Raw genomic sequence first — 25,434 nt, 5'->3', positions numbered from 1 at the left:
GGCCTAAGAAAAATGAGCGCACCACATTCCCATACAGCCGATTCCGGATCGAGGATCCAGGGCGGCGCGTCCACAGATCAGGAGCGGCGGCGAGTTCTTATGGCCACCGTGGTCGGCACCACAGTCGAGTGGTACGACTTCTTCATCTACGCTTCCGCGGCCGGTCTGGTCTTCGGCAAGCTCTTTTTCGGGCCCGCAGGCGAGGCCGGGGCTGGGCTCCTCGCGTTCCTCACCGTGGGCATCAGCTTCCTCTTCCGCCCGTTCGGCGCGTTCCTCGCGGGCCACCTCGGAGACCGGCTGGGCCGCAAGTACGTCCTCATGGTGACGCTCATCCTCATGGGCGCGTCCACGACCCTCATCGGCTTCCTCCCCTCCTACGCGACCATCGGCTTCGCGGCCCCGCTCATCCTCATCTTCCTGCGCATCCTCCAGGGCATCTCCGCCGGCGGCGAGTGGGGCGGCGCGGTCCTCATGGCCGTGGAGCACGCGCCCACCGGCAAGCGCGGCGCGTTCGGCGCGTCCCCGCAGATGGGCGTGCCGCTCGGCCTCATCCTGGCCTCCGGCATGATGGCCATCATGGCCCGCATCGCCCCCGGCGAGGCGTTCCTCGCGTGGGGCTGGCGCGTGCCGTTCATCCTCTCGGCCGTCCTCATCGTCGTCGGCTACTTCATCCGCCGCAGCGTCGAGGAGAGCCCCGTCTTCGCCGAGATCGCGGAGCGTCGCGAGCGCAGCCGCATGCCCATCGTCGAGCTCTTCCGCCGCCACACGCCCCTCGTCCTCCTCGCGGCGCTCGTCTTCGCGGCGAACAACGCCGTCGGCTACATGACCACGGGCGGATTCATCCAGAAGTACGCCACCGACCCCCGCGGGCCCCTGGGCCTGGAGCGCGAGCCCGTCCTCTGGGCCGTGGCCGCCTCCGCCGTGACCTGGCTCCTGGCCACGTGGGCGGGCGGTCGCCTCGCCGACCGGTTCGGCCGCAAGCGCACGTACATCGTCGGCTGGCTCCTGCTGCTCGTCGGCATCGCGTTCCTCTTCCCGCTCGTCAACACGGGCAGCATCTGGCTCCTCATGCTGGGCCTCATGGGCCTGACGATCGGCCTCGGCCTGACCTACGGCCCGCAGGCGGCGTTCTACGCCGAGCTGTTCCCGGCGTCGATCCGCTTCTCCGGCGTGTCCATTGCCTACGCCATCGGCGCCATCGTGGGCGGCGCCTTCGCCCCGACCATCGCGGCGGCGCTCGTCCAGAAGACCGGGACCACGACGTCGGTGGCCATCTACCTGGCGGTCATCACCCTCGTCAGCCTCGGCGCGACGCTCATGCTCAAGGACCGGCAGGGCATCCCGCTCGGCCCGGACCACGAGGACGAGCAGGCCGTGAGCCCCATCGTCGGCGCCGGCGGGCGCTCGTCCCGCTGACCGCACACGGCGGCTCGCCCCACGGCGGCTCCGATACGAGGACGCCCCGCGACTCTCCGGAGTCGCGGGGCGTCCTCGAGTCTCTACGAGTTCGCGCGGAGGATCTCCTCCTGGTACGGCGCCACGACAGTGCCGCTGACCCGCAGGTCCAGGAGGAGGAAAGGCCGCTCGGCCGGGTCCTGCGCGGCCCACACCTTGAGCGCCTCGAGGTCCTCGAGGGTGCGGACGACGACGCCGTGGCCGCCGAACGCCTCCGCCGCGGCCGCGAAGTCCACCTCCGGGATGAGCATCGGCGCCCGGGCCAGGCCCTTGCGCCCATAGACGTTGATCTCGGCCCCGTAGGCCGCGTCGTTCCAGACGACCGCCATCCCGCGGCCCCCGGCCACACGGATGGCCGATTCGAGGTCGGCGATGGCCATGAGCCCGCCGCCGTCGCCCGTGGTGAGGACCACCGTGGACTCGGGGCGAGCCGCGGCCGCGCCGACGACGCTCGGGAACCCCTGGCCGATCGACTGGAACGCGGTGCCGACCATCATCATGCGGTCCGGGCTCGCCACCGGCCAGTACATGTTGGCCCAGCCGATGAAGTGGCCCCCATCAGAGACGACCACCCTGTCCTCGGGGAGCAGCTCCGCAATTCGGGTGGCTGCGCTGCGGGGGTCGAGCCGCCCGTCGGCGGCCAGCTCGTCGCCTGGGGCCTGGGCGCGCAAGCCCTCGGCGTCGACCTCTTCCCGCCAGCCGCGCCCCGTGGGCTCCGAGCCGAGGCGTTCAAGGAGGCCGCGCGCCACGACGGCCGCGTCCCCGCGGACGAACCCGCCCACGTGGGGGTGGGTCGCGGAAGCCGCCGTGTCCACCTGGAACACCGCGGTCCCGGGGCCGAAGAGCTGGCCGAAGCGCATCGTGAACTGGTTGAGCCCGGCGCCGAAGACGACGGCGACGTCCGCCTCGCGAATGAGCTCCATGGCCGCCTCGGCGCCGAAGCCGCCCACGACGCCGAGGTCGTACTGGGTCTCGGGGAAGACGCCGCGGCCAAGAGCCGTCGAACCCGTCACGGCCCCGGTCCGGGAGGCGAGGCGCCCGAGGTCCTCGCCCGCGCCCGAGAGCCAGGCGCCGCGGCCGGCGAGGAGGAACGGACGCTTGGCCCCGCCGAGCGCGCCGGCGAGGCGGTCCAGCGCGGCGTCCGCGAGGGGGCCGGCGGGGGAGAGGGGCGCGGGCACGCGCGGCGAGAGGAGCTCGGGGATCGGGCCGGCCTCGCGGGTCGCCACGTCGTACGGGACGGCGATGACCACGGGGCGGCTGTGCGTGAGCGCGTGCTCCAGCGCCACGAGCACCGTGGCTGCCGCGTCCCGCTCGCCGACGGTGTACGTGCGCACGCCCACGGCGGAGGCCAGGGCGATCTGGTCCACGTCCCACGGGCGCGGCCCCGGCGTCGGCTCGTCTCCCACGACGAGGACGAGCGGGACGCGCGCCTGGGCCGCCTCGGCGAGGGGAGTGAGGGTGTTCGTGAAGCCCGCCCCGTATGTGGACGTGGCGGCCGCGATCCGGCCGGAGGCCCGCATGTGCGCGTCCGCCGCGACGACGCCGCCGGCCTCGTGGCGCACGGCGACGAACTCGCACGCTGTCTGCCTCTCGAGCGCGTCGAGGACGTAGGCGTTGCCGTTGCCCATGACGCCGAAGACGTGGCTGACGTGCTGGGCGAGGGTGACGGCGACATGGGCGGAGACAGAGGGCATGGTGGAGCCTTTCGCGCAGAGAAGGACGGAACAGTGATGGCCGTATGTGTCTTCGCGCGCGGCGCGTTAGTGCCCATTTTTCGAGCATCGACGGTCTTTTCCGCCGGACGGGAAGAAGTATGACACACTTCTGTGAGGTCCGTCTCATCGGTAAGGCTCGGCTCGACCAAGGAGGGTCATGCAGTTCCATCATCACGGGTACGTTTCAGGGGATCCGCGCATTCACGCGGCAGCCGGCGTGGGCCTCGACCGCCCCGCCGAGATCCCCGAGGAGCTCGACGTCCTCATCGTCGGCTCAGGCCCGGCCGGCATGCTCCTCGCCGCCCAGATGTCCCAGTTCCCGGACGTGCGCACGCGGATCGTCGAGCGCCGCGAGGGCCGCCTCGTCCTCGGCCAGGCGGACGGCATCCAGCCCCGCTCCGTCGAGACCTTCCAGGCGTTCGGGTTCGCCGAGCGGATCGTCGCCGAGGCCTACAACATCGCCTACATGAACTTCTGGGGCCCGGACCCCGAGAACCCCGAGCGGATCGTGCGCACCTCCCGCACGGAGGACTACGCGCTCAACATCAGCGAGTTCCCGCACCTGATCGTCAACCAGGCCCGCGTCCTCGACTACTTCGCCGAGGCCGCGGTGCGGGGCCCCGGGCGGATTGTCCCGGACTACGGAGTCGAGTTCGTGGGCCTTGAGGTCCCCGAGGCCGAGGGGGAGCCCGTGACGGTCACGCTCCGCCGCACCGCAGGCCCGCAGGCCGGCGAGGAGTTCACCGTGCGCGCCAGCTACGTCGTCGGCTGCGACGGCGCGCGCAGCGGCGTGCGGAAGGCCATTGGCCGCACGCACGTGGGGACCGCCGCCGCCCACGCGTGGGGCGTCATGGACGTCCTCGTCAACACGGACTTCCCGGACTGGCGCACCAAGTGCGCCATCAACGCCAAGGCGGGCAACATCCTCCACATCCCGCGCGAGGGCGGGTACCTGAGCCGCATGTACATCGACCTCGGCGAGGTCGCGGCCGACGACGACCACCGCGTCCGCCAGACCCCCGTCGAGGAGATCATCCGCCGGGCCAACGAGATCCTCCACCCGTACACGATCGACGTCAAGGAAATCGCGTGGCACAGCGTCTACGAGGTGGGGCACCGCGTCACGGACGGGTTCGACGACGTCGACCCAGGCGCCGAGCGCAACCCCCGCGTCTTCCTCACCGGCGACGCCTGCCACACGCACAGCGCCAAGGCCGGGCAGGGCATGAACGTGTCCATGCAGGACGGATTCAACCTCGGCTGGAAGCTGGGCCACGTCCTGACGGGTCTCGCGCCCGCCTCCCTGCTGCGCACCTACGGCTCCGAGCGGCGCCCCGTGGCCCAGCAGCTCATCGACTTCGACCGCGAGTGGTCCTCCCTCATGGCCCGCAAGCCCGAGGAGATCACGGATCCCAACGACCTCGCCCAGCACTACCTCGCCACCGCCGAGTTCCCCTCCGGGTTCATGACCCAGTACGGGCCCTCGGAGATCATCGGCGGGGCGGAGGCGCAGGACCTCGCCTCCGGCTTCCCGCTCGGCAAGCGCTTCAAGTCCGCGCCCGTCACGTGCGTCGCGGACGGCAACGCGGTGCATTTGGGTCACCACGCGTCCGCGGACGGGCGGTGGCGCGTCTATGCGTTTGCCGACGACGGCTTGCCCGGCGAGGACACCGCCCTCGAGCGCTGGGCCGCGTGGATGGGGTCCGAGGACTCGCCCGTCGCCGCCCACACCCCGGACGGGGCTGACCCGGATGCCGTGTTCGACGTCAAGGCCGTGTACCAGCAGGCGTACACGGAGGTGGACCTGGGGCGGGTGCCGGGCGTGTTCCGGCCGCAGTCCGGTCCGCTCGGCCTGACGGACTGGGAGAAGGTCTTCGCGGCGGGGCCCAGCGCCTGGAACGGCGTGGACATCTTCGAGGAGAGGGGGATCTCGCGCCGCGGCGCCGTCGTCGTCGTCCGCCCGGACCAGTACGTGGCCGGAGTGTTCTCCCTGGAGGACACAGAGGGGCTCAGGGGGTTCTTCGCGGGCGCCCTGCGCGCGCAGCGGTAGCCGCGGCCGGGGGTGCGGGCCGTCGGCCCCCACCATCCGCCCCCACCACCTCTCGTTCCGTGGCGGGTTCTGCACGCTGGAGCCCGGTTTCGTGGGCGAAACTCGCCGCGCAACGGGAGGGGGAGGCGCCGATAGACTCGGTGCCATGGCACACAAGATCTTCAGCATGCCCGTCTCCGAGGTCTACCCCCACTACGTCACCAAGGCGGAGAAGAGGGGCCGGGGCAAGGCGGAGGTGGACGAGGTCACGCGCTGGCTCACCGGCTTCAGCCAGGAGCGGCTCGAGAAGCACCTTGCGGACGGGAGCTCGTTCGAGGAGTTCTTCGCGGACGCGGACCTCAACCCGCACGCAGACCTCATCACTGGCGTCATCTGCGGGATCCGCGTGGAGGAGGTCGAGGACCCGCTCATGCGGAAGATCCGCTACCTCGACAAGCTCGTCGACGAGGTCGGGCGGGGCAAGTCCATGGAGAAGATCCTCCGCGAGCCCAAGGGGTAACCGCCCCGGGCCCACGGGCTGTCGGCGGGTCAAGTGATCGGTGTCCACTTGGCGAATTGTTATCCACATATGTGGTGCGGGGCTCCGCCCGTGCCGATAGACTGAGTGTCCAAAGATCACGATCGTGTCACGAAGCCCGTTGGAAGGTAAGACCCATGACGTCGAACACTGCCTCTGCCGCTGAGAGCACCCACGGCTCGGCTGCGCAGGGCGGCGCCTCCGAGCCCTCCCTCGAGACCACCACCATCACCATCCCGCAGGGTAGCCGACCGGTGAGCCGCGCGCTCACCCCCGAGGAAGAGGCCGCGGTTGCGGCCCTGCCGGCGGACTCCGCGCTGCTCGTCGCCTTCTCGGGCGCCAACGCGGGTGCGCGCTTCCTGCTCGACGCCGACGTGACCTCCGCCGGGCGCCACCCGGATGCGGACATCTTCCTCGACGACGTCACTGTCTCCCGCCGGCACGTGGAGTTCCGCCGGCACGGGCAGTCGTTCGAGCTCGTGGACATGGGCAGCCTCAACGGCACGTACGTCAACCAGGACCGCGTGGACGCCCTGACCCTGCGCTCGGGCATGGAAGTGCAGATCGGAAAGTTCCGTCTCACTTTCCTCACTTCCCCTGCGGCCGCGCAGTAGGTCATACTGGTAGACACCGCCGCTTCGCTCAGGGTGGAATCTTGGGCATTACACGAGAGGAACACATGGCCACGAACGCTCGCCGCTCGCCCGCAGCGGCCTCTGCCCCCTCCCGTGCTGTCGTCCTGAACATCGGCGAGGTACTCGCTGAGCTGGACGCAGAGTTCCCGCAGGTCAGCGCGTCCAAGATCCGCTTCCTCGAGGACAAGGGCCTCATCACGCCGCAGCGCACGCCCGCGGGGTACCGCAAGTACACGGCGAGTGACGTCGAGCGCCTCCGCTTCATCCTGGCCCTGCAGCGGGACCAGTACCTCCCGCTCAAGGTCATCAAGGACTACCTGGACGCCATCGACCGCGGTGAGCGCCCCGAGGACCAGCAGATCACCGCCCACGTGGCCCCGCGCCTCGTCTCGGACGCCACTCAGGCCGTCTCCCGCAGCATGGAGCTCTCCGAGCTGGCCAAGGCCACCGGCGCCACTGAGCGCAGCCTGCAGGAGCTCATGTCCTACGGTCTCATCGAGCGCAAGACCCGCGGTTTCAGTGAGACGGACGTCGAGATCGTCACGTCCTGCATGCAGCTCGCCCGCTTCGGCCTCGACGCGCGCTACGCCCGGATGCTCAAGTCCGCTGCGGACCGCCAGATGGAGATCGTTGAGCGCGCCATCGCCCCCACCGCTGCGCGCCGGGACGGCGAGACGCAGGGCCGTCGCATGGAGATGGCCCGCGAGCTGAGCGAGATCTGCGTCAACCTCAACAAGGTCCTCGTCCGCTCGCACCTCGACGTCCTCGACCGTCGCCCCTAGTTTTCTCCTATAGCACGCCGTGACGCGACACGCTCGCATTCACACCGGTCGGTACGTCGGCCCCGCGGCATGGGATTGTAGTAGTCGTCAATAACCCCATCGAGGGGTGCACGGGCGGGCCGGGACAGCGGCTCGCCCATCAATCGGAGAAGCCGCGCGAGGAGGATGCCGTGATCCACAAGGGTCTAGCAGCACAAGGTCCAGAAGGCCCCGTGCCTCATGGTGCCCAGGGCGTGCTCTTCGACGAGGACGTCTCCTACCTTGACGAGGACGCGGGCTACCGCGGCCCCACCGCCTGCAAGGTCGCGGGCATCACCTACCGCCAGCTGGACTACTGGGCCCGAACCGGACTCGTCGAGCCCGCCGTGCGGTCCGCCCACGGGTCCGGCACGCAGCGCCTCTACAGCTTCCGCGACATCCTTGTGCTCAAGGTCGTCAAGCGCCTCCTCGACACGGGCGTGTCCCTCCAGCAGATCCGCAGCGCCGTGGAGCACCTTCGGGAGCGCGGTGTCCAGGACCTCGCCCAGATCACGCTCATGAGTGACGGAGCCTCGGTGTACGAGTGCACGTCCGCTGACGAGGTCGTGGACCTGGTCCAGGGCGGCCAGGGCGTGTTCGGCATCGCCGTGGGCCGCGTGTGGCGCGAGCTCGAGGGCACGCTCGCCGAGTTGCCGTCCGAGTCCCCGGCCCATGAGACCCCGGTCAACGAGACGCCGGCGCTCTTCGGGGACAACGAGCTCAGCCGCCGCCGCTCAGCCCGCAAGATTTCCTAGAGCACGTCCCTGCGGCCCATTGGGGTTGCCGAGGCCCCGGCGGTCAATCTGGCGCGCTGCCCCCGCAGTCAATCGGCGTCACTGTAGCCACCCGTCAATCTGCGTCACGATTGAACAAACTGGGTCGGGAACGAGGCGTGTTTTCGCGGGCTGAGGCCGTTAAAGGCGACGTAGATGATTCAATCGTGACGTGGATTGATCGCTCAAGCGCCTCAGGCCGGCCAAGAGCACCAGGGCGCGGCGCTTAGACGCGGCGGAGCTGGGCCAGGAGGGTGTCGAACCGCTGCGCGGCCGCTCGGGCCGTGCGCGTGGGCCACTGGTGAATGGGGTAAGCCGCGCCCTGGACCTGCTGCCACTCGTGCAGCTCGGGGAGCGCCGGCTCAATCAGGTGGTCCGCGAACATCTCCCGCATCTCCTTGAGGCGGTAGGCGTGCTCGGGGAAGTCGTCCCGGATCCGGTTGGCCACGACGTGCGTTCCCGTGATGCTCGGCGCGTACTCCGCCATGAAGAGCTTGAGGGCCCGCAGCGTGCGCTCCGTTCCCGCCACCGAGAACAGGCCGGGCTCGGCCACGAGGACGACGTCGTCACTCGTCACCCACGCCATGCGCGTGAGGCCCGAGAACGAGGGCGGGCAGTCGATGAGGACGAGGTCGTAGCCATCGATCTTGGCCACGAGCGTCTCGAGCCGGTGGAGGTCCCGCCGGGAGAGGTCGGGGCGGTCGAAGAGGGCCGAGGCGGAGCTGCCCGCGAGCACGTCGAGGACGAGGCGCTTGTCCTCCTTGTTCTTGGCCGAGGCGATGCTCACCCACGGGGCAGTGCGCACGTGGTCGCGGAGGTCGTGCTTCTTGGGCCGCCGCAGGAGCTCGCCCACCGGCGTGCCCTGGCCCGCGGGAAGGCCCAGCGCCGTGGAGAGGTCCGCGTGGGGGTCGAGGTCAATGACAAGCGTCTTGAGGCCCGCGGCAAGCGCTGCCGAGGCGAGGCCCGAGGTGACCGAGGTCTTGCCGACGCCGCCCTTGAGACTGCTCACACTCACAATTTGCACGCTGGATCTCCGAATGCTCGTCGTTGGCCCGTGCCCGCGGTTCGCAGGCACAAGTACAGCATAATTCCTGAACCCGGTGAACGCTGGACGCCGGGTCGGCGGTGGGCGGCCGCCGCGGCCCGCCGTCGTCGTCCAAGTGAGGGGGATCACAGTCCACGGAGGCGAGGGTGCCTGCGCCAACCGCGCGAGAATCTGGGAGGATGGGCCGTACGACAACGGTGTGGTGCTCCTGGCCCGCCCTCTCCATTCGCGGGGGTGCGGACGCAGGTGGGATGCAGCGCACCCCGCTTCGACATGTACACGAGGAGCACGATGTTCTCGAAGATCCTGGTAGCCAACCGCGGTGAGATTGCCATCCGCGCATTCCGAGCTGCTTTCGAGTTGGGAGCCAAGACCGTCGCGGTCTTCCCCCACGAAGACCGCAACTCGATCCACCGCCAGAAGGCGGACGAGGCCTACCTCATCGGCGAGGAGGGGCACCCGGTCCGTGCCTACCTGGACGTGGACGAGATCATCCGCGTCGCCCTGGAGGCCGGCTGTGACGCCATCTACCCCGGGTACGGGTTCCTCTCGGAGAACCCCCGCCTTGCGCGGGCGGCGGCCGAGCACGGGATCAAGTTCATCGGCCCGAGCGCTGACATCCTCGAGCTCGCCGGGCACAAGGTCCACGCGGTCGAGGCCGCTCGCTCCGCGGGCATCCCGACCCTGAAGTCCACGCCGCCGTCCGCGGACAAGGACAAGCTCCTCGCCGAGGCGGAGGAGATCGGGTTCCCGATCTTCGTCAAGGCCGTCGCCGGCGGCGGCGGGCGCGGGATGCGGCGGGTCGACACGCGAGAGGACCTGCCCGATGCCCTCGCGGCGGCCATGCGCGAGGCCGAGACCGCCTTCGGAGACGCCACGGTGTTCCTCGAGCAGGCCGTGCTGCGCCCCCGGCACATCGAGGTCCAGGTGCTCGCCGACGAGCACGGCGAGACCGTTCACCTCTTCGAGCGCGACTGCTCCCTTCAGCGCCGGCACCAGAAGGTCGTCGAGATCGCGCCGGCGCCGAACCTCGACGAGTCCATCCGCCAGGCGCTCTACAAGGACGCCGTCGCGTTCGCCAAGGCGCTCGGCTACGTCAACGCCGGAACCGTCGAGTTCCTCGTGGACACGGTCGGCGAGCGTGCGGGCCAGCACGTGTTCATCGAGATGAACCCGCGCATCCAGGTGGAGCACACGGTCACCGAGGAGATCACGGACGTCGACCTCGTGCAGGCGCAGATGCGCATCGCAGCGGGGGAGCGCCTCTCCGACCTGGGCCTCGAGCAGGAGAGCATCCACCTCAAGGGCGCCGCGCTCCAGTGCCGCATCACCACGGAGGACCCCACCAACGGCTTCCGCCCGGACGTGGGACGCATCACCGGCTACCGCTCCGCCGGCGGCGCCGGCGTCCGCCTCGACGGCGGCACCGTCTATACGGGCGCGGAGATCAGCCCTCACTTCGACTCGATGCTCGTCAAGCTCACCTGCCGCGGCCGGGATTTCACGACGGCGGTGCACCGCGCGCGGCGAGCCCTCGCTGAGTTCCGCATCCGCGGCGTGTCGACGAACATCCAGTTCCTCCAGGCCGTGCTCGACGACGCAGAGTTCCTCGCGGGCAACGTGGCCACGAGCTTCATCGACGAGCGCCCGGAGCTCCTCAACGCCCGCAGCTCAGCGGACCGCGGCACGAAGATCCTGACGTGGCTCGCGGACGTCGCCGTGAACCAGCCGCACGGCACCCCGCCGCTCTCGATCAACCCGTCCTCCAAGCTGCCGCAGCTGGACGGCGACGCCGCCGCAGGCTCCAAGCAGCGTCTCGACGAGCTGGGCCCGGAGGGCTTCGCCCAGGCCCTGCGCCAGCAGAACGCCGTCGCCGTCACGGACACGACGTTCCGCGACGCACACCAGTCCCTCCTGGCCACCCGCGTGCGCACGAAGGACCTGCTCGCGGCCGCCCCGGCCGTGGCCCGCCTGACGCCGGAGCTCCTCTCCGTCGAGGCGTGGGGAGGGGCCACCTACGACGTGGCCTTGCGCTTCCTCGGCGAGGACCCGTGGGAGCGCCTGGCGAAGCTGCGGGAGGCCCTGCCGAACGTGTGCATTCAGATGCTCCTGCGCGGGCGCAATACCGTCGGCTACACCCCGTACCCGGAGGAGGTGACGCGCGCGTTCGTCCAGGAGGCCGCCGAGACGGGCGTGGACATCTTCCGCATCTTCGACGCACTCAACGACGTCTCCCAGATGGAGCCGGCCATCCGCGCCGTCCGCGAGACCGGCACGGCCGTCGCGGAGGTCGCCCTCTGCTACACGGGCGACCTGCTGGACCCGGCGGAGGACCTCTACACGCTGGACTATTACCTGGACCTCGCGTCCCGGATCGTCGACGCCGGCGCTCACGTCCTCGCGATCAAGGACATGGCGGGCCTCTTGCGCCCGGCTGCGGCGGCGAAGCTCGTCTCCGCCCTGCGCGAGCGCTTCGACCTCCCCGTGCACCTCCACACCCACGACACTGCAGGCGGTCAGCTGGCCACCCTGCTCGCCGCGGTGGACGCAGGGGTCGACGCCGTGGACGTTGCGAGCGCGTCCCTCGCCGGCACGACGAGCCAGCCCAGCATGTCCGCCCTCGTGGCGGCGCTCGCCCACACCGAGCGGGACACCGGCATGGACCTGGAGAAGGTCGGCGCTCTCGAGCCCTACTGGGAGGCCGTCCGCACCCTGTACAAGCCGTTCGAGTCCGGCCTGGCCGGGCCCACGGGCCGCGTGTACCAGCACGAGATCCCGGGCGGACAGCTCTCCAACCTCCGCCAGCAGGCCCTCGCCTTGGGCCTCGGCGAGCAGTTCGAGGAGATCGAGAACACCTACGCCGCGGCTGACCGCATCCTGGGCCGCCTCGTCAAGGTGACGCCGTCCTCGAAGGTCGTCGGCGACCTCGCCCTCCAGCTGGTCGGACAGAAGACGGACCCGGCCGAGTTCGAGGCCGACCCGCAGAAGTTCGACATCCCGGACTCCGTCATCGCGTTCCTCTCCGGGGAGCTCGGCGACCCGCCCGGAGGCTGGCCCGAGCCGTTCCGCACGAAGGCGCTCAAGGGGCGCACCGTGCGCCTCGCGAGCGACAAGGAGCTCACGGACGAGGAGAAGAAGGCCCTCGAGGGGTCCAGCGAGGAGCGGCGCGCCACGCTCAACACGCTGCTCTTCCCCGGGCCGACGAAGGACTTCCGCGACGTCCGCGAGACGTACGGGGACCTGTCGGTCCTGACGAGCCGCGACTACTTCTACGGCCTCCAGACGGGGGAGGAGCACGTCATCTCCCTCGCCAAGGGCGTGCATCTGATCGCCACCCTCGAGGCCGTGGGCGAGCCGGACGAGAAGGGCCTGCGCAACGTCATGTGCACGCTCAACGGCCAGCAGCGCACTGTGGTGATCCGGGACCGCTCCGTGGAGTCCACCGTCAAGGCGGCAGAGAAGGCCGATCCGAGCGTCGAGGGCCACGTCGCCGCCCCGTTCGCGGGAGCCGTAACGCCCGTGGCAGAGGTCGGCGCGGAGGTCGAGGCGGGCCAGCCCGTCGCGACGATCGAGGCCATGAAGATGGAGGCGTCCATCACGAGCCCCATCGCGGGCACCGTGGCCCGCGTGGCCGTCAGCGGCGTGACGCAGGTCCAGGGCGGGGACCTCATCCTCGTGGTGGAGCCCCGCTGACCTCGGTGACGCCCCGCTGACGGGGCCGGCCCCACACGAAAGGGCCCGCGCCCGGCAGGTGATTCTGCCGGGCGCGGGCCCTTCGCTGTGTGAACGGTGCGGTCGGTTCGCCGGAGCCCGGCTGTCGATCTACGTCGACTTCAAACTCTCCACGTCATGTTCCCCGGGTCTTTCCCGCGGAAACACGCTTCATTCCTGACGTCGTTTGATCAATTCTGACGCAGTTTGACAGCGCTGCTGCGCCAGCCGCGCCTACGAGGTCGGCTTCTTCTGAGCGTAGATGCGCTCCACCACGTCGTCGTAGTCCTCGATGACCTTGGCCCGCTTGATCTTGAGCGAGGGGGTCAGGTGGCCCGACTCCTCGGTGAAGTCGTCCTCGACGATCTCGAACGCACGGATGGACTCGGCGCGGGACACAGTCTCGTTCGCCGTGGCGATGTACGACTCGACCTCGGCCCGCACGTCCTTGTTCTGCGCGGCCTCGGCCGGGGTCATCGAGGGCAGGCCCTTGCGCTTGAGCCAGTCCGGCAGAACCTCCGAGTCGAGGGTGACGAGCGCGGCCACGAACGGCCGGTTGTCTCCCACAACGAGGCACTGGGACACGAGCGGCTTGGCCCGCACCACGTCCTCCAGCAGGCCCGGGACGACGTTCTTGCCGCCCGCCGTCACGAGGATCTCCTTCTTGCGGCCGGTGATGCGCAGGAAGCCGTCTTCGTCGAGCGTGCCCACGTCACCGGTGCGGAACCAGCCGTCCTCGAAGGCCTCCTCCGTGAGGTCGGGCCGGTTGTGGTAGCCCTCGAAGACGCAGACGCCCTTGACGAGGATCTCCCCGTCCTCCGCGATCCACACGGAGTTTCCCGGCAGCGGGAGCCCCACCGTGCCGATTTTGATCGATGACGGCGCCCCGACGGACACGGGCGCCGTCGTCTCCGTGAGGCCGTAGCCCTCAAGGATGAGGATGCCGACGCCCGAGAAGAAGTGGCCGAGCCGCTCGCCGAGCGGACCGCCTCCGGACACGGCGTGGGTCACGCGCCCGCCCATGGCCGTGCGGAGCTTGCGGTACACGAGCGCGTCGAAGAGCGCGTGGCGCGCGCGCAGGCCAAGGCCCACGCGGCCGTCCTGGCGGGCCTTGGAGTAGGCGATGGCCGTCGCCACGGCCGCGTTGAAGATCTTGCCACGGCCGCTCGCCTCGGCGTTGGCAGCCGCGCCGTTGTAGACCTTCTCGAACACGCGGGGCACGACGAGGAGGAAGTCCGGGCTGTACGACTGGAGGTCCGTGAGGAGGTTCTTGATGTCCGGCGTGTGCGCCACGACGACGCCCGCGTGGACCGCGAGGACGGAGATGTAGCGGGCGAAGACGTGGGCCAGCGGGAGGAACATGATCGTGCGGGCGCCGGAGCGGGCGACCTCCGGGATGGCCTCGCGCGCGGACTCGGACAGGAGGACGAAGTTCCCGTGCGTGAGGCGGCAGCCTTTGGGGCGGCCCGTCGTGCCGGAGGAGTAGATGATCGTCGCGAGGTCGTCCAGGGTGGCGGCGCCCCGGCGGGAGGCGATCTCCTCGTCCGGGACGTCCCTGCCTGCGTCGACGAGCTCCGCCAGGCCGTCGTCGTCCATCTGCCAGATGTGGTTGAGGTCCTTCAGGGACGCGCTCGTGGCGGCGTGGCGCACGATGTTCTCATGCGCCGGGCCCTCGACGACGATGCCGACCGCGCCCGAGTCTTCAAGGATCCAGGCGACCTGGCTGGGGGAAGAGGACTCGTAGACGGGGACGGACACGGCGCCCGCATACCAGATGGCGAAGTCCATGAGGACCCACTCGAAGCGGGTGTTCGCCATGATGCCGATCCGGTCCCCGGGCTTGATGCCCTGGGCGACCAGGCCCTTGGCGTGCGCGACCACGAGGTCGCGGAACTCGGACGCCGAGATGTCCCGCCACCCGTCCTCACCGGTGCGGACCGAGAAGAGGGGCGGGTTCTCAGGAGAGGCCGCCTGGCGTTCGAGCAGCTCGGAGCAATTCCACGAGCGGGGGATGTCGGTCTCCTGGGGGGTCGACACTTCCTGCATGGCGTTCTCTTCTCCTCGGTCAAGGGTGCGCGGGCACGTCATTGTTCCTGCGAATTGTCACGTAGGTCTCACTCTACGCCGGGGAGGCTGGCGGATCGCTGAATCTGTGCCCTGAGACGGTGTCACTAGACTGGGGACCCTATGACTCAGAAAGACTCCGCCGCAGACGCCGCATGCGACGCCATCGGCATTGACATCGGCGGCACGAAGATCGCCGCAGGCCTTGTGGCGAGCGACGGGACGATCCGCCGGAAGCTCGTCCTGCCGACCCCGGGCAGCTCCCCGCGCGAGGTCGAGAACGTCATCGCGACCCTCGTCGACGAGCTCGCGGCGGACTCCTGCGTCTCGAGCGTGGGCGTCGGGGCGGCCGGCTGGATGGACCTCACGAACTCCACGGTCCTCTTCTCCCCGCACCTCGCCTGGCGCAACGAGCCCCTCCGCGCCTCCCTGGAGGCTCGCCTTGGGCGCCCCGTGATCGTCATGAACGACGCCGACGCCGCCGCCGTGGCCGAGTCCCAGTTCGGGGCGGGGCAGGGCGAGACGCGGCTCGTCGTCATCACCCTCGGCACGGGCATCGGCGGCGCGATCGTCAACGACGGCCAGCTGGAGCGCGGCCGCTGGGGCGTCGGAGGCGAGTTCGGGCATCAGATCTTCGTTCCGCGCGGGCACGTGTGCGAGTGCGGCAACCGGGGGTGCTGGGAGCAGTACGCGTCCGGCAACGCGCTCGGCCGCCTGGGGCGGGAGATGTTCGAGTCCGGCGGCCCCCGGGTCCAGGCGCTCGCGGAGGCCGCGTCACGGGAGGGCCGCCGCGTGGACGGCGCTCTCGTCACGCGCGTCGCCCTCGAGGGGGACCCGCTCTGCCAGGAGCTCGTCGAAGAGGTGGGCGAGTGGCTGGGCATCGGCCTCGCCAACCTGGCCGCGGCCCTTGACCCCGGCCGCTTCGTCATCGGCGGCGGGCTGTCCTCCGCCGGCGAGCTGCTCCTCCGCCCCGCGCGGGAGGCCCTCGCCAAGAACCTCACGGGGCGCGGGTTCAGGCCCGTGGCCGAGGTGGTCCTCGCGGACCTCGGCGCGGACGCCGGGCTCGTGGGCGCCGCGGAGAGCGCGCGCCGTTCAGCGCTCGCGGGCGGGGAGTCCCACAGGCCGTGACGTGGACCGGTCCAGCCGCTGACGGCCTCGGGGTCTGACCGGTCCAGGCCCAGACCGCCCCAGGCCCTGTTCGGGCCCGCGACGGCGGGGCCGCGCCGATCGGGACGCCGTCGGGCGCTCTGGCCAGTCAGGCCCGGCGAGCCGCCCTGCCCGGCTTAAGCGAGCGAGCGCACGAACGCGACGCTCTGAGCCTCGATGAGCGGCGCGTCGTAGTCCATCGTCGCCACGTGGTACGAGCGCGGCAGGCGCACCACGCGAACGAGGTCCGACCGCACGCCGTCCCGCACCGCCTGCGCGCTCGCCGGCGGCAGGACGGCGTCCGTCTCCGAGACGAAGAGGAGCACGGGGGCGGAGACGGACTCGAGCCGGGCGCGCGTCTCGCGGATGAGCGCCACAAGCTGGGCGACGGCGGCCACTGGCGTGCGGGAGTACGCGCGCTCGTCGGCGCCGGGGCGGGCGATGTCGTTGCTGATCCCGCTCGTGTAAGGCACCACGAACCGCAGGGCGGGCGCCAGGCGGGCGGCCGCCTCGCGCAGCACGAGGGCGGGGTTGACGAGGATGACCCCCGCGACATCGAGCGTCTCCGCGAGGTGGAGGGCGAGCGTGCCGCCCATGGACAGGCCTGCGACGACGACCCGGTCGCACGTCTCCGCCAGTTCGGCGTGCGCGGCAGCGGCCGCCTCGACCCACTCGCGGCGGTGGCTGCGCCGAAGCTCATCCGGCGTCGTCCCATGCCCCGGCAGGAGGGGCAGGCGCACGCTGAAGCCCGCGTCCGCGAAGGTCCGCGCCCACCGGGCGACCGAGGTGGGCGAGCCGGTGAAGCCGTGGATCACGAGGACGCCGGTGCGGCCCTCGCGCGGGCCAGGGGCGTCGAAGGAATAGGGGCGGAACGCGGCCTCGCTCGTCTCGTCGAAGCCGGCGAGGGGGCCGGTGGCGCGTGGGTCGGGGGAGCCGGTGGCGGGCGAATGTGTCATGGCCACATCGTGCCACGAGATGTTCTCTAGGATGGGTACAGCTGATTCCCCGCTCCAATGATGTGGAAGGACCGCTCGTGTTCTATTGGTTCATGAAGACCGTCGTGATCGGTCCGGCCGTCAACGCCGTCTTCCGCCCCTGGGTGAAGGGGCTCGAGAACATTCCCGAAGAGGGCGGGGCCATCCTGGTGAGCAACCACCTCAGCTTCTCGGACTCGATCTTCCTGCCTCTTGCCGTGCCCCGCCCGGTGTCCTTCCTGGCCAAGAGCGAGTACTTCACGGGGACGGGCCTCAAGGGCACGCTGACGCGCAAGTTCTTCCAGGCGTCCAACCAGATCCCCATGGACCGGTCTGGCGGCAGCGCGTCCCTCTCCTCGCTCGCGGCGGGGGCGGAGACGCTCCGCCAGGGCAAGCTGCTCGGCATCTACCCCGAGGGCACGCGCAGCCCGGACGGCCGCCTCTACAAGGGCAAGATCGGCGTGGCGCGCCTGGCGCTCGAGACGGGCGTCCCCGTCATCCCGGTCGCGATGATCGGCACGGACAAGGTCCAGCCCATCGGCCGGAAGATCCCGCGCGTGCGCCGCGTGGGCCTGATCATCGGCGAGCCGCTGGACTTCAGCCGGTTCGCGGGGAAGATCGACGACCACGCCACGCTGCGGACCATGACGGACGAGATCATGGCCGCGCTCATGCGGCTCTCCGGCCAGGAGTACGTGGACGTGTATGCGGCCCAGGTCAAGGCCGAGGCCCTCCAGCGGCGTCTGGCGCGCCTCGAGGGGCTCGCGCGCCCGTTCGAGCGTGTCCAGGATTCGGACTCACCGTCCGCGCAGAGCGATGATGCGCGCTCGGGCGCGGCGCCCGCGATATCGTCAGAAGAGTGAACGCAGAGCAGAGCACCCCCCGTCCTCAGTCATCCCCGTACGTCTCCGCTGGGCTGTCCCAGCCGGGCGCGGCAGTCTATCCGGGGCTGGACGAGTGGCGCTCCCTGCCGGTCCGCCAGCAGCCTCACTGGGCGGAGCACCCGTCCCACGCGGAGGTCGTCCGCGAGCTCTCGGCCCTGCCGCCGCTCGTCTTCGCCGGTGAGGTCGACATCCTTCGCGAGCGCCTCGCGTCGGCGGCCCGCGGCGAGGCCTTCCTCCTTCAGGGCGGCGACTGCGCCGAGACGTTCGCCGGCTCCACGGCGGACGCGATCTCCGCGAAGGTCCGCACGCTGCTGCAGATGGCCGTCGTCCTCACCTACGCCGCCTCCGTGCCCGTGGTCAAGGTCGGGCGCATGGCCGGCCAGTTCGCCAAGCCGCGCTCGAGCGACACGGAGACCCGCGAGGGCGTGACCCTGCCGGCCTTCCGCGGCGAGATCGTCAACGGCTTCCCCTTCACGCCGGAGGACCGCGAGCCGGACCCGGCCCGGATGCTCAAGGCCTACCACACGTCCGCCTCGACCCTGAACCTCGTGCGCGCCTTCACCACGGGCGGCTTCGCGGACCTGCGGGCCGTGTCCCAGTGGAACCGCGGCTTCATGTCCAACCCCGCCCACGCCCGGTACGAGTCGATGGCCGCGCAGATCGAGCGCGCTGTGGACTTCATGGGCGTCTGCGGCACGGACTTCGAGGCGCTCAAGCGCGTCGAGTTCTTCGCGAGCCACGAGGCGCTCCTCCTCGACTACGAGCGTGCCCTGACGCGCCTCGACTCCCGCACGAGCCTCCCGTACGCCACGAGCGGCCACTTCCTCTGGATCGGCGAGCGCACCCGGGAGATCGACGGCGCTCACGTCGACTTCCTCTCGCGCGTCCGCAACCCCATCGGCGTCAAGTTGGGGCCGACGACGACGGCCGCCGAGGTCACCGACCTCATCGAGAAGCTCGACCCCGAGCGGGAGCCGGGCCGCCTGACCTTCATCAGCCGCATGGGCGCGGGCAAGATCCGCGAGAACCTGCCGCGGCTCATCGAGGCCGCCCGCTCCACGGGGTCCACGCCCCTGTGGATCACGGACCCGATGCACGGCAACACCGTCACGAGCGAGAACGGGTACAAGACGCGCCGGTTCAACGACGTCGTCGACGAGGTCGTGGGCTTCTTCGAGGTGCACGAGGCCCTCGGGACCGTCCCCGGCGGCCTGCATGTCGAGATGACGGGCGACGACGTGGCCGAGTGCCTCGGCGGCGCCGATCCCATCGACGAGGCCGCCTTCGAGGGCCGGTACGAGTCCCTCTGCGACCCGCGCCTGAACCACAAGCAGTCGCTCGAGCTGGCGTTCCTCGTGGCGGAGCAGCTCGCCAAGGGCGGCGCCCGCGCAGCCAAGGGGACCGCCTCGCGCTGACGCCCCCGCCTCCGGCCAAGGGCCCCGTTCCGCTGTCTCAGCGGGGCGGGGCCCTTCGCGTTGGGCGGCCAGGCGAGCATGGGAGTCCGCGTGGGTCAGCGGCCGGCGGCCAGCCTGACGGCCTCCGCGAAGCGCTCCAAGGAGACGACGACGGACGGCGGCACGGAGATGGACCCGCCGTCGAGGATGCTGCCCATGAGGTTGAGGCCGAGCGTCACGCCGACCGCCACGGCGAGGGCCACGAGGACGAGGATGACGAGGGCGGCGACGCCGCCGGCCATGCCGCCGCGGACGGAGCGCTGAGGGCGGCGGGCGGAGCGGCGGGCCTCGGCCGCCTCGCGCCGGGATGGTCGTGCGGACGGCTCGGCGTGGCTTCCCGAGGCTCTGCTCGGACCCGTGCTGGCCTCGAGCGAGGCGCCGTGACGCCCGGCGCCCGGCGTGGGACCGGCCTGGGCCGGAGCGAGTGGCTCCGCGCTGACCGCGTCATCGAGGGGCTCGTCCTCGCCGGAGGGGTCCAGCAAGAGCGGGCCCAGGTCCGGGCGGGGGCCCGCGACGCGGCCAGCAGAGCCGGGCCCCGCCGCCCCGCCGGGCCGGGCCGCATCGCCGGGCCCCTGGGAGCGGGCGAGGGCACGCGTTCGGAGGTCATCGCCGGCGAGCGGGACCGTCGGGGAGGCGGGGGCCCGGAAGGCCCGGGTCTGCGCGGCGGGCCGGCCCAACGCCTGCGTCGGCGCCTCGCCCCCGCCCAGTGCCTGGGTCGGCGCGGCGGGACCCCCCAAGGCGGTCGTAGCCGCCCCGGCGGCGGAGACCCCGAGCGCGGTGGTCGGGTCCGCGGCTCCGGTCCGTCCCAGGGGGGTCGTCGCGCGGGGCGGGGCTCCCGTGGCGCCCAGCACCGTCGTCGCCTGCGGATGCCGATGCCCGCCGAGGCGAGCGGTTCCGGGGGAACGAGGCGCCCGAGGGCGCCGGGGGCGAGGGGCCTCCGCGGGCAAGAGGGAGAGGATGTGGTCCACCTCGCTGAGGACGTCGAGCGCGGACTGCGGGCGCTGCTCCGGGGAGCGCGCGCAACACCACGTGACGAGCGAGTCGACCTCAGGGTGGATGCCGGGCTCCCGGACAGACGGCTCAGGGACGTCCCGGTGCACGTGCGCGTAGGCGACATTGATGGGGTTGGCCCCCGTGAACGGCGCGTCCCCCGTGAGGAGCTCGAAGAGGAGAATCCCCGCGGAGTAGAGGTCGCTGCGGACATCGCTCGCGGCGTCGGCGATGACCTCGGGGGCCACGTAGCGGGCCGTGCCCATGATCGTGCGTGTCGTCTTCGCCTCGGCGACTGCGCGGGCGAGCCCGAAGTCCGTCAGCTTCGCGACGCCGCGTTCGCTGACGAGGACGTTGTCCGGCTTGACGTCCCGGTGGATGATGCCCGACTCGTGCGCGTGGGCGAGGCCCTCGATGAGCTGCCGCCACACGAGGAGCGCCTGCCGCTGCTGAAGCGGGGCCTCGTCCTTGATGAGGCTGCGCAGCGTCCGCCCGCGCACGAGCTCGAAGACGATATAGGGCAGAGACTGCTCGGAGCTGCGGTCGAGCACATGGACGACATTCGGGTGTGCGAGCCGGGCGGACGCGCGGGCCTCCGTGTCGAAGCGGCGCAGGAACGACTCGTCCGCGCCGAGGGCGGGGGAGATGACCTTGACGGCCACGGCGCGGCCAAGCCGGGTGTCACGCGCCTCATAGACGGTGGCCATGCCGCCGACACCGAGCACAGAGAGGATCTCGTACCGCCCGTCGACGGTGGCGCCGACAAGCCGGCGTTCGTCCGAGAGGTGCGAGGTCATGGGAGGCGTCCGTTCTGTCTGGTGCGTCCGCGCGGGCACGCGGCGTCAGAGGACAGAAAGGCCGGCGGCGCCCCAACGCGCCGCCGGCCCCAGGTGCGCGGGTTAGACCGCGTACCGGGCGTAGCGGGAGTTGATGCCCGCGACGTAGCGCTTCGTGTCCTCGTACCAACCGTACATCTGGACTGCGCCCTGACCCTGGTAGTAGGAGGCGATGGCGTTGTCCCGGCTCGAGGAGGTGGCGAGCAGGTACTTGATCATGACGACGCCGGCCGTGATGTTGTCGACCGTGTTGTACAGGTTGAGCTGGCGGCCCGCGAGGCCCGAGACCCAGGCCTGGTTGGCAGGCATGATCTGCATGACGCCGAGGGCGCCGACGCTCGAGACGGCGTTCGTCTGGAAGCCGGACTCCTGCTCGGCGAACGCGAGGGCGAGGGCGGGGTCAACGCCGTACTGGCGGGCGATCTGCGCGACGAGCGCCTGGACGCTGCCGACGGGCAGGTTCGAGGACACAGTCGATCCGCCCTGGGCCGGGGCGGCCGGGGTGGAGGGGGCGGCCGGAACCGTCGTGGCCGCAGGGGCGGTGAGCGGGCCGAGGCGGAGGGCGGCCGCGCGGGCCGCGGCCTTGTCGCCCGTGGCGAGGTAGACGTTGATGTAGGCGTTGGCCTGCTTGCCCGTTCCGCTCATGTAGTGGGCCTCGCCCGCCGCGTTCCACACCTTCCAGGTCTGGAACGGCGCGTTGGCCGGGACCCACGCCTTGGTGGCGGCGGGGGCCGTGGTCGGGGCGGGGGTCGTCACGGGCGCCGGGGTCTTCACGGGGGCGGTGGCGGTCGGCGCGGGCTGGCCGAGCTTCGCGGCGGCGCGGGCGGCGCTCTTGCTGCCCGTGGCGACGAAGACGTTGATGTAGACGTTGGCCTGGGCGCCGGTCGCCTGGATGAAGTGCTCGTTCTTCGCGGCGTCCCAGACGCGCCACGTCTGGTAGGGGGCCTTGGGGTCCACGTACTGCTTGGACACGGTGACCGCAGCCGTCGAGGCGGGGGTCTTCGTCGCGGCGGGCTTGACGGCGGGCTTGGGGGCGGCCGCGGCCTGGCGGGAGAGGCTGAGCGTCTGACCGGGGAAGAGGAGGTTCGGGTTGGTGATCCGATTGATGGAGATGAGGTTCTGCAGGGACACGCCGTTGGACTGCGCGATTCCCGAGAGGGTGTCTCCCTGCTTGACCGTGTAGGTCGATGCGGCGGAGGCGGTCTGGGCCAGGGCGACGCTCGCGAGTGCTGCGATGGCCGGGGCTGCGACGGCGGGGCCGACGATGCGGCGGGCACCGGCAGGGCGGCGGCGGGCGAGGGTGTTGGTCATGCGACATCCTTGGGAAGTGGGAGGGGACCGAGTCCCTCGCGGGCCGGCCGTTCCTTACTGCGTCTCCGGGCGTCTCGCAAGCGACACACCCGAACCGATCATTGACGTTACCTGACAGTGACCTTGGAAGACTAGGCCGAAGTTCACAGGAAAGGGGCCTCGGAGGCGGCTTCGAGCCGCAGCCGTCTGCCCGCCGCTGGGCCGTGTGCCCCGTCCTCGCGCGGGTCTGCGGCCCGCGCGGCATAGACTGAGCGGGTGACTGACACGACCGAAAATTCCTTGTCCCAGCTCGTCCCGGAGTGGCTGACCCTCCCTGACGTGGCCGAGATCCTCGACGTCCCCGTGACGCACGTCCACCGCCTCGTGGCGGACGGGACGCTCCTGGCCATGCGTGTCGGCGAGCCGCCGGTGCGCAAGATCCCGGCGGCCTTCCTCGCGGAAGGCAAGGTCCTCGACTCCCTCAAGGGCACGGTTTCCGTCCTCCGGGATGCGGGGTACGACGACGAGGCGGCGCTGCGCTGGCTGTTCACCCCGGACGAGTCCCTGCCCGGGACGCCGGCTCAGGCCCTCGTGGACGGCCGCAAGACGGAGATTCGTCGCCGCGCCCAGAGCCTGGCCTGGTAGGAGCGCGTCTGACACTGCGGGCGAGGTCTAGCGGACGCGGCTGACCGCGGCCAGGGCCAGCCCCTTGAGGGCGTCAAGACCCTCGAGCCGCGCCTGGTCCGCGGCGGCCGCGCCGAACAGGGGCTCCAGATGGGCGAGCCCGTCCTCGACCAGCCTGCGCGCCTCGGCCAGGGCGCGGTCCCGGGCTCCCGTGGACTCGAGCACGGCCCGCGCCGCATCGACATCCCCTGGGCTCGCGGACGGGTTCCCGAGGACGTGCTCCAGCACCCGTCGCTCGTCCTCCGTGGCCCGCTCTAGGGCGAACGCCACGAGGACAGTGCGCTTGCCCTCGAGGAGGTCGTCCCCGGCCGGCTTGCCCGTGACGGCGGGGTCCCCGAACACGCCCAAGTCGTCGTCGGCCAACTGATACGCCTCCCCAAGGGGGAGCGCGAACTCAGCCAGGCGCCTGGCGTCCTCCGCGGACGCCCCGGCGAGGTGCGCGCCGAGGACCGTCGGGTGCTCGAAGGTGTACTTGGCGCTCTTGTACCGCAGGACGGTCATGGCACGGGAGGCCGCGTCAGCCGTGTCGACGACGGGTGCCGAGACCTCCTCGACGATGTCGAGGTACTGGCCGGCCATGACCTCCCACTTCATCGTGTCGAACTGATCCCGCAGCGCGGAGCCCGCCCGGGCATCGAGGCGCGCGAACGTCTCGTCCGCCATGGCCAGGGCGAGGTCCCCCGTGAGGATGGCCGCGGACTCCCCGAACCGCGCGGGGTCCAGGCCCCAGCCGGCCTCCCGGTGGAGGGACTCGAAGGCCCGGTGGACGCTCGGGGCGCCGCGGCGCGTGTCAGAGCGGTCAAGGATGTCGTCATGGATGAGGGCGGCCGCCTGGAACAGCTCGATCGCCACCCCGAGGTCCGTGATGCGCGGGTCCTCCGGGGAGCCCCCGCACGCCGAGTGCGCGTGGAACGCGAGCAGCGCCCGGACCCGCTTGCCGCCCGACGCGAGCTGCCTGATCAGGCGCACCATTGAGGCCGCGTCAGGGGAGAGGCGCCCCGCGAGGGCCTCCCGCTCCTCGCAGAGCTCGGCGATGCGGGCCTCGAGACGGCCCCGGAAGGCGGAGTCTGCGCCGACGGCAGGCTGCGTGTGAGAATCAGTCATGACGGTCCTTGGGATCGGTGCGCAATCACACCCACTCTAGGCGAGAGGAGCCCGCGTGAGGCAGGTCCTGCACGTGGACATGGACGCGTTCTTCCTGTCCGTGGAGCTTCTCGAGCGCCCCGAGCTGAGGGGGACGTCCTGCCTCGTGGCCTTCGACGGGCCGCGCTCCGTGGTCCTCTCCGCCTCCTACGAGGCGCGGGCGCGGGGCATCCGCTCGGCCATGCCGCTCGCGCGGGCTCGAGGGGCGGACCCGCGCGTCGTCGTCCTAGAGCCCCGGCACGAGCTCTACCGGCAGTACTCGGCGAGGATCATGGAGATCTTCCGCTCCTTCACGCCGCTCGTGGAGCCGCTGTCCGTGGACGAGGCGTTTCTCGACGTCACGGGTGCGGAGAAGATGTTCGGCCCCCCGCTCGCGATCGCCCGGGAGATCCGCCGCCGCATCAAGGACGAGCTGGGGCTGACAGCGAGCGTCGGGGTGGCCTCCACGAAGTTCGTGGCCAAGGTGGCCTCGACCCAGTCCAAGCCGGACGGACTCTTCTACGTGCCGGCCGAGCGGACGGAGGAGTTCCTGCGGCCCCTGCCCGTCGGCGCGCTGTGGGGTGTCGGGGCGAAGTCGCGGGAGGCGCTGCTCGCGCACGGGCTCTCGACCATCGCCCACGTCGCCGACGCCCCGGCAGGGCTCATGCGGCGCGTGCTCGGGGAGAACGGCGTGCGGATCCAGGCGCTCGCGCGGGGGATCGACCCGCGGCCCGTCGAGCCGACCCACGCCGAGAAGTCCCTCAGCGCGGACCGCACGTTCCTGAAGGACCTGACGAGCGAGGACGAGGCCGCCACGGCGCTCCTCGACATCGCGCACCGCGTGGGCTCGCGCCTGCGGCGCCAGGGCCTGAGCGGCCGGGGCGTGAGCGTGAAGATCCGCTGGGCGGACTTCACGGACGTCCAGCGCTCGCGGATGCTCGAGCACCCCACGAACGTCACCTCCCTCATCTATTCGGCGGCGCGGGACCTCGCGGCCCCGGTCCTTGCGGCGGGTCTTCCGGCCAAGAGCGGGGTGCGCCTGCTTTCGATCCGCGTGGATCGCCTCGTCTCGGCCGACGCCGGGGCGCAGTTCGACGTCTTCGCCGAGGAAGAGGCGGCCAGCGGCGCGGACGGGGCCATGGACGCGGTGAGGGCACGGTTCGGCGACTCGGCGATCACGGTCGCGGGCATTCTGCCGCCGGCGGCGGGGGAGTCCCGGGACGTCAGGGGCGGTTCCCAGCCCCCGCCCGGTTCGGGCCGGTAAACTGGCGATTCCCCGCGTCGGGCAT

19 protein-coding genes are annotated in these 25,434 nt (G+C 71.2%); 12 read left to right on the top strand and 7 right to left on the bottom strand.

Going from position 1 to position 25,434, the window contains the following annotated elements; genetic code table 11:
• Window positions 1–99: 99 nt before the first annotated feature.
• Complete coding sequence (locus J2S35_RS01470) at window positions 100–1,416, top strand: MFS transporter (protein WP_309849045.1); 1,317 nt, start codon at window positions 100–102, stop codon at window positions 1,414–1,416.
• 83 nt (window positions 1,417–1,499) lie between these two features.
• Here the strand turns inward: J2S35_RS01470 and J2S35_RS01465 are convergent, their stop codons facing one another.
• A complete protein-coding gene (locus J2S35_RS01465) occupies window positions 1,500–3,149 on the bottom strand; it encodes a thiamine pyrophosphate-binding protein (protein WP_309849042.1) in 1,650 nt (549 codons plus the stop codon).
• 178 nt (window positions 3,150–3,327) lie between these two features.
• Here J2S35_RS01465 and J2S35_RS01460 point away from each other — a divergent pair, with 178 nt between their 5' ends.
• The 5 genes from J2S35_RS01460 to J2S35_RS01440 all read left to right on the top strand — a co-directional run bounded on the left by J2S35_RS01460 (window position 3,328) and on the right by J2S35_RS01440 (window position 7,927).
• Window positions 3,328–5,220: an FAD-dependent monooxygenase gene (locus J2S35_RS01460; protein WP_309849039.1), complete on the top strand. Its 1,893-nt coding sequence runs from the start codon at window positions 3,328–3,330 to the stop codon at window positions 5,218–5,220.
• A 145-nt stretch (window positions 5,221–5,365) separates the two neighbouring features.
• Window positions 5,366–5,719 carry a DUF2200 domain-containing protein gene (locus tag J2S35_RS01455; RefSeq protein WP_309849036.1) on the top strand — a complete coding sequence of 118 codons (354 nt, stop codon included), beginning with the start codon at window positions 5,366–5,368 and terminating at the stop codon, window positions 5,717–5,719.
• A gap of 155 nt (window positions 5,720–5,874) precedes the next feature.
• Window positions 5,875–6,351, top strand: a complete 477-nt coding sequence (locus J2S35_RS01450) for an FHA domain-containing protein (RefSeq protein ID WP_309849033.1) — start codon at window positions 5,875–5,877, stop codon at window positions 6,349–6,351.
• Window positions 6,352–6,416: 65 nt separating this feature from the next.
• On the top strand, window positions 6,417–7,154 hold the full coding sequence (ftsR, locus tag J2S35_RS01445; RefSeq protein ID WP_309849030.1) for a transcriptional regulator FtsR: 738 nt from the start codon (window positions 6,417–6,419) through the stop codon (window positions 7,152–7,154).
• A 170-nt stretch (window positions 7,155–7,324) separates the two neighbouring features.
• Window positions 7,325–7,927 (top strand): MerR family transcriptional regulator, encoded by a 603-nt coding sequence (locus tag J2S35_RS01440; protein ID WP_380083649.1) that lies wholly within the window; start codon window positions 7,325–7,327, stop codon window positions 7,925–7,927.
• A gap of 244 nt (window positions 7,928–8,171) precedes the next feature.
• On the opposite strand, the gene J2S35_RS01435 is transcribed toward J2S35_RS01440, so the two are convergent.
• Window positions 8,172–8,969 carry a ParA family protein gene (locus tag J2S35_RS01435; RefSeq protein WP_309849027.1) on the bottom strand — a complete coding sequence of 266 codons (798 nt, stop codon included), beginning with the start codon at window positions 8,967–8,969 and terminating at the stop codon, window positions 8,172–8,174.
• A 312-nt stretch (window positions 8,970–9,281) separates the two neighbouring features.
• Between J2S35_RS01435 and J2S35_RS01430 the strand changes: the two genes are divergently transcribed.
• The gene (locus J2S35_RS01430; RefSeq protein ID WP_309849024.1) at window positions 9,282–12,683 is read left to right on the top strand and encodes a pyruvate carboxylase; all 3,402 of its coding nucleotides are present in this window, start codon (window positions 9,282–9,284) and stop codon (window positions 12,681–12,683) included.
• A gap of 252 nt (window positions 12,684–12,935) precedes the next feature.
• Here J2S35_RS01430 and J2S35_RS01425 read toward each other — a convergent pair whose 3' ends face one another.
• Complete coding sequence (locus tag J2S35_RS01425) at window positions 12,936–14,747, bottom strand: AMP-dependent synthetase/ligase (RefSeq protein WP_309849022.1); 1,812 nt, start codon at window positions 14,745–14,747, stop codon at window positions 12,936–12,938.
• Between the two features lie 141 nt (window positions 14,748–14,888).
• Here J2S35_RS01425 and J2S35_RS01420 point away from each other — a divergent pair, with 141 nt between their 5' ends.
• Window positions 14,889–15,893 (top strand): ROK family glucokinase, encoded by a 1,005-nt coding sequence (locus tag J2S35_RS01420; RefSeq protein ID WP_309849019.1) that lies wholly within the window; start codon window positions 14,889–14,891, stop codon window positions 15,891–15,893.
• A gap of 155 nt (window positions 15,894–16,048) precedes the next feature.
• Here J2S35_RS01420 and J2S35_RS01415 read toward each other — a convergent pair whose 3' ends face one another.
• Window positions 16,049–16,867: an alpha/beta hydrolase gene (locus J2S35_RS01415; RefSeq protein WP_309849016.1), complete on the bottom strand. Its 819-nt coding sequence runs from the start codon at window positions 16,865–16,867 to the stop codon at window positions 16,049–16,051.
• A 77-nt stretch (window positions 16,868–16,944) separates the two neighbouring features.
• Here J2S35_RS01415 and J2S35_RS01410 point away from each other — a divergent pair, with 77 nt between their 5' ends.
• Window positions 16,945–17,748 (top strand): lysophospholipid acyltransferase family protein, encoded by an 804-nt coding sequence (locus tag J2S35_RS01410; protein ID WP_309849012.1) that lies wholly within the window; start codon window positions 16,945–16,947, stop codon window positions 17,746–17,748.
• Window positions 17,745–19,184, top strand: a complete 1,440-nt coding sequence (locus J2S35_RS01405) for a class II 3-deoxy-7-phosphoheptulonate synthase (protein WP_380083645.1) — start codon at window positions 17,745–17,747, stop codon at window positions 19,182–19,184. The genes J2S35_RS01410 and J2S35_RS01405 overlap by 4 nt, the downstream gene beginning before the upstream one ends.
• Window positions 19,185–19,279: 95 nt before the next feature.
• Here J2S35_RS01405 and J2S35_RS01400 read toward each other — a convergent pair whose 3' ends face one another.
• Window positions 19,280–21,010: a protein kinase domain-containing protein gene (locus J2S35_RS01400; protein ID WP_309849010.1), complete on the bottom strand. Its 1,731-nt coding sequence runs from the start codon at window positions 21,008–21,010 to the stop codon at window positions 19,280–19,282.
• A gap of 102 nt (window positions 21,011–21,112) precedes the next feature.
• Window positions 21,113–22,360, bottom strand: a complete 1,248-nt coding sequence (locus tag J2S35_RS01395) for a transglycosylase SLT domain-containing protein (protein WP_309849008.1) — start codon at window positions 22,358–22,360, stop codon at window positions 21,113–21,115.
• Window positions 22,361–22,615: 255 nt separating this feature from the next.
• Between J2S35_RS01395 and J2S35_RS01390 the strand changes: the two genes are divergently transcribed.
• Window positions 22,616–22,984, top strand: a complete 369-nt coding sequence (locus J2S35_RS01390; RefSeq protein ID WP_309849005.1) for an Rv2175c family DNA-binding protein — start codon at window positions 22,616–22,618, stop codon at window positions 22,982–22,984.
• Window positions 22,985–23,011: 27 nt separating this feature from the next.
• On the opposite strand, the gene J2S35_RS01385 is transcribed toward J2S35_RS01390, so the two are convergent.
• Complete coding sequence (locus J2S35_RS01385) at window positions 23,012–24,127, bottom strand: polyprenyl synthetase family protein (RefSeq protein WP_309849002.1); 1,116 nt, start codon at window positions 24,125–24,127, stop codon at window positions 23,012–23,014.
• A 55-nt stretch (window positions 24,128–24,182) separates the two neighbouring features.
• On the opposite strand from J2S35_RS01385, the gene dinB reads away from it, so the two are divergent.
• Window positions 24,183–25,409: a DNA polymerase IV gene (dinB, locus tag J2S35_RS01380; RefSeq protein ID WP_309849000.1), complete on the top strand. Its 1,227-nt coding sequence runs from the start codon at window positions 24,183–24,185 to the stop codon at window positions 25,407–25,409.
• Window positions 25,410–25,434: the final 25 nt, after the last annotated feature.

Origin of the sequence: Falsarthrobacter nasiphocae, from assembly GCF_031456275.1 — a bacterium.
Classification (GTDB): domain Bacteria; phylum Actinomycetota; class Actinomycetes; order Actinomycetales; family Micrococcaceae; genus Falsarthrobacter; species Falsarthrobacter nasiphocae.
The sequence above is the reverse complement of the archived record's forward strand: the minus strand, read 5'-3'. Positions and strand labels throughout refer to the sequence as shown.

Excerpts from the sequence above, each read along its gene's own strand:
- J2S35_RS01470 (WP_309849045.1), top strand. The coding sequence starts at position 100 with ATGGCCACCGTGGTCGGCACCACAGTCGAGTGGTACGACTTCTTCATC.
- J2S35_RS01465 (WP_309849042.1), bottom strand. The coding sequence starts at position 3,149 with ATGCCCTCTGTCTCCGCCCATGTCGCCGTCACCCTCGCCCAGCACGTC.
- J2S35_RS01460 (WP_309849039.1), top strand. The coding sequence starts at position 3,328 with ATGCAGTTCCATCATCACGGGTACGTTTCAGGGGATCCGCGCATTCAC.
- J2S35_RS01455 (WP_309849036.1), top strand. The coding sequence starts at position 5,366 with ATGGCACACAAGATCTTCAGCATGCCCGTCTCCGAGGTCTACCCCCAC.
- J2S35_RS01450 (WP_309849033.1), top strand. The coding sequence starts at position 5,875 with ATGACGTCGAACACTGCCTCTGCCGCTGAGAGCACCCACGGCTCGGCT.
- ftsR (WP_309849030.1), top strand. The coding sequence starts at position 6,417 with ATGGCCACGAACGCTCGCCGCTCGCCCGCAGCGGCCTCTGCCCCCTCC.
- J2S35_RS01430 (WP_309849024.1), top strand. The coding sequence starts at position 9,282 with ATGTTCTCGAAGATCCTGGTAGCCAACCGCGGTGAGATTGCCATCCGC.
- J2S35_RS01425 (WP_309849022.1), bottom strand. The coding sequence starts at position 14,747 with ATGCAGGAAGTGTCGACCCCCCAGGAGACCGACATCCCCCGCTCGTGG.
- J2S35_RS01420 (WP_309849019.1), top strand. The coding sequence starts at position 14,889 with ATGACTCAGAAAGACTCCGCCGCAGACGCCGCATGCGACGCCATCGGC.
- J2S35_RS01415 (WP_309849016.1), bottom strand. The coding sequence starts at position 16,867 with ATGACACATTCGCCCGCCACCGGCTCCCCCGACCCACGCGCCACCGGC.
- J2S35_RS01400 (WP_309849010.1), bottom strand. The coding sequence starts at position 21,010 with ATGACCTCGCACCTCTCGGACGAACGCCGGCTTGTCGGCGCCACCGTC.
- J2S35_RS01395 (WP_309849008.1), bottom strand. The coding sequence starts at position 22,360 with ATGACCAACACCCTCGCCCGCCGCCGCCCTGCCGGTGCCCGCCGCATC.
- J2S35_RS01385 (WP_309849002.1), bottom strand. The coding sequence starts at position 24,127 with ATGACTGATTCTCACACGCAGCCTGCCGTCGGCGCAGACTCCGCCTTC.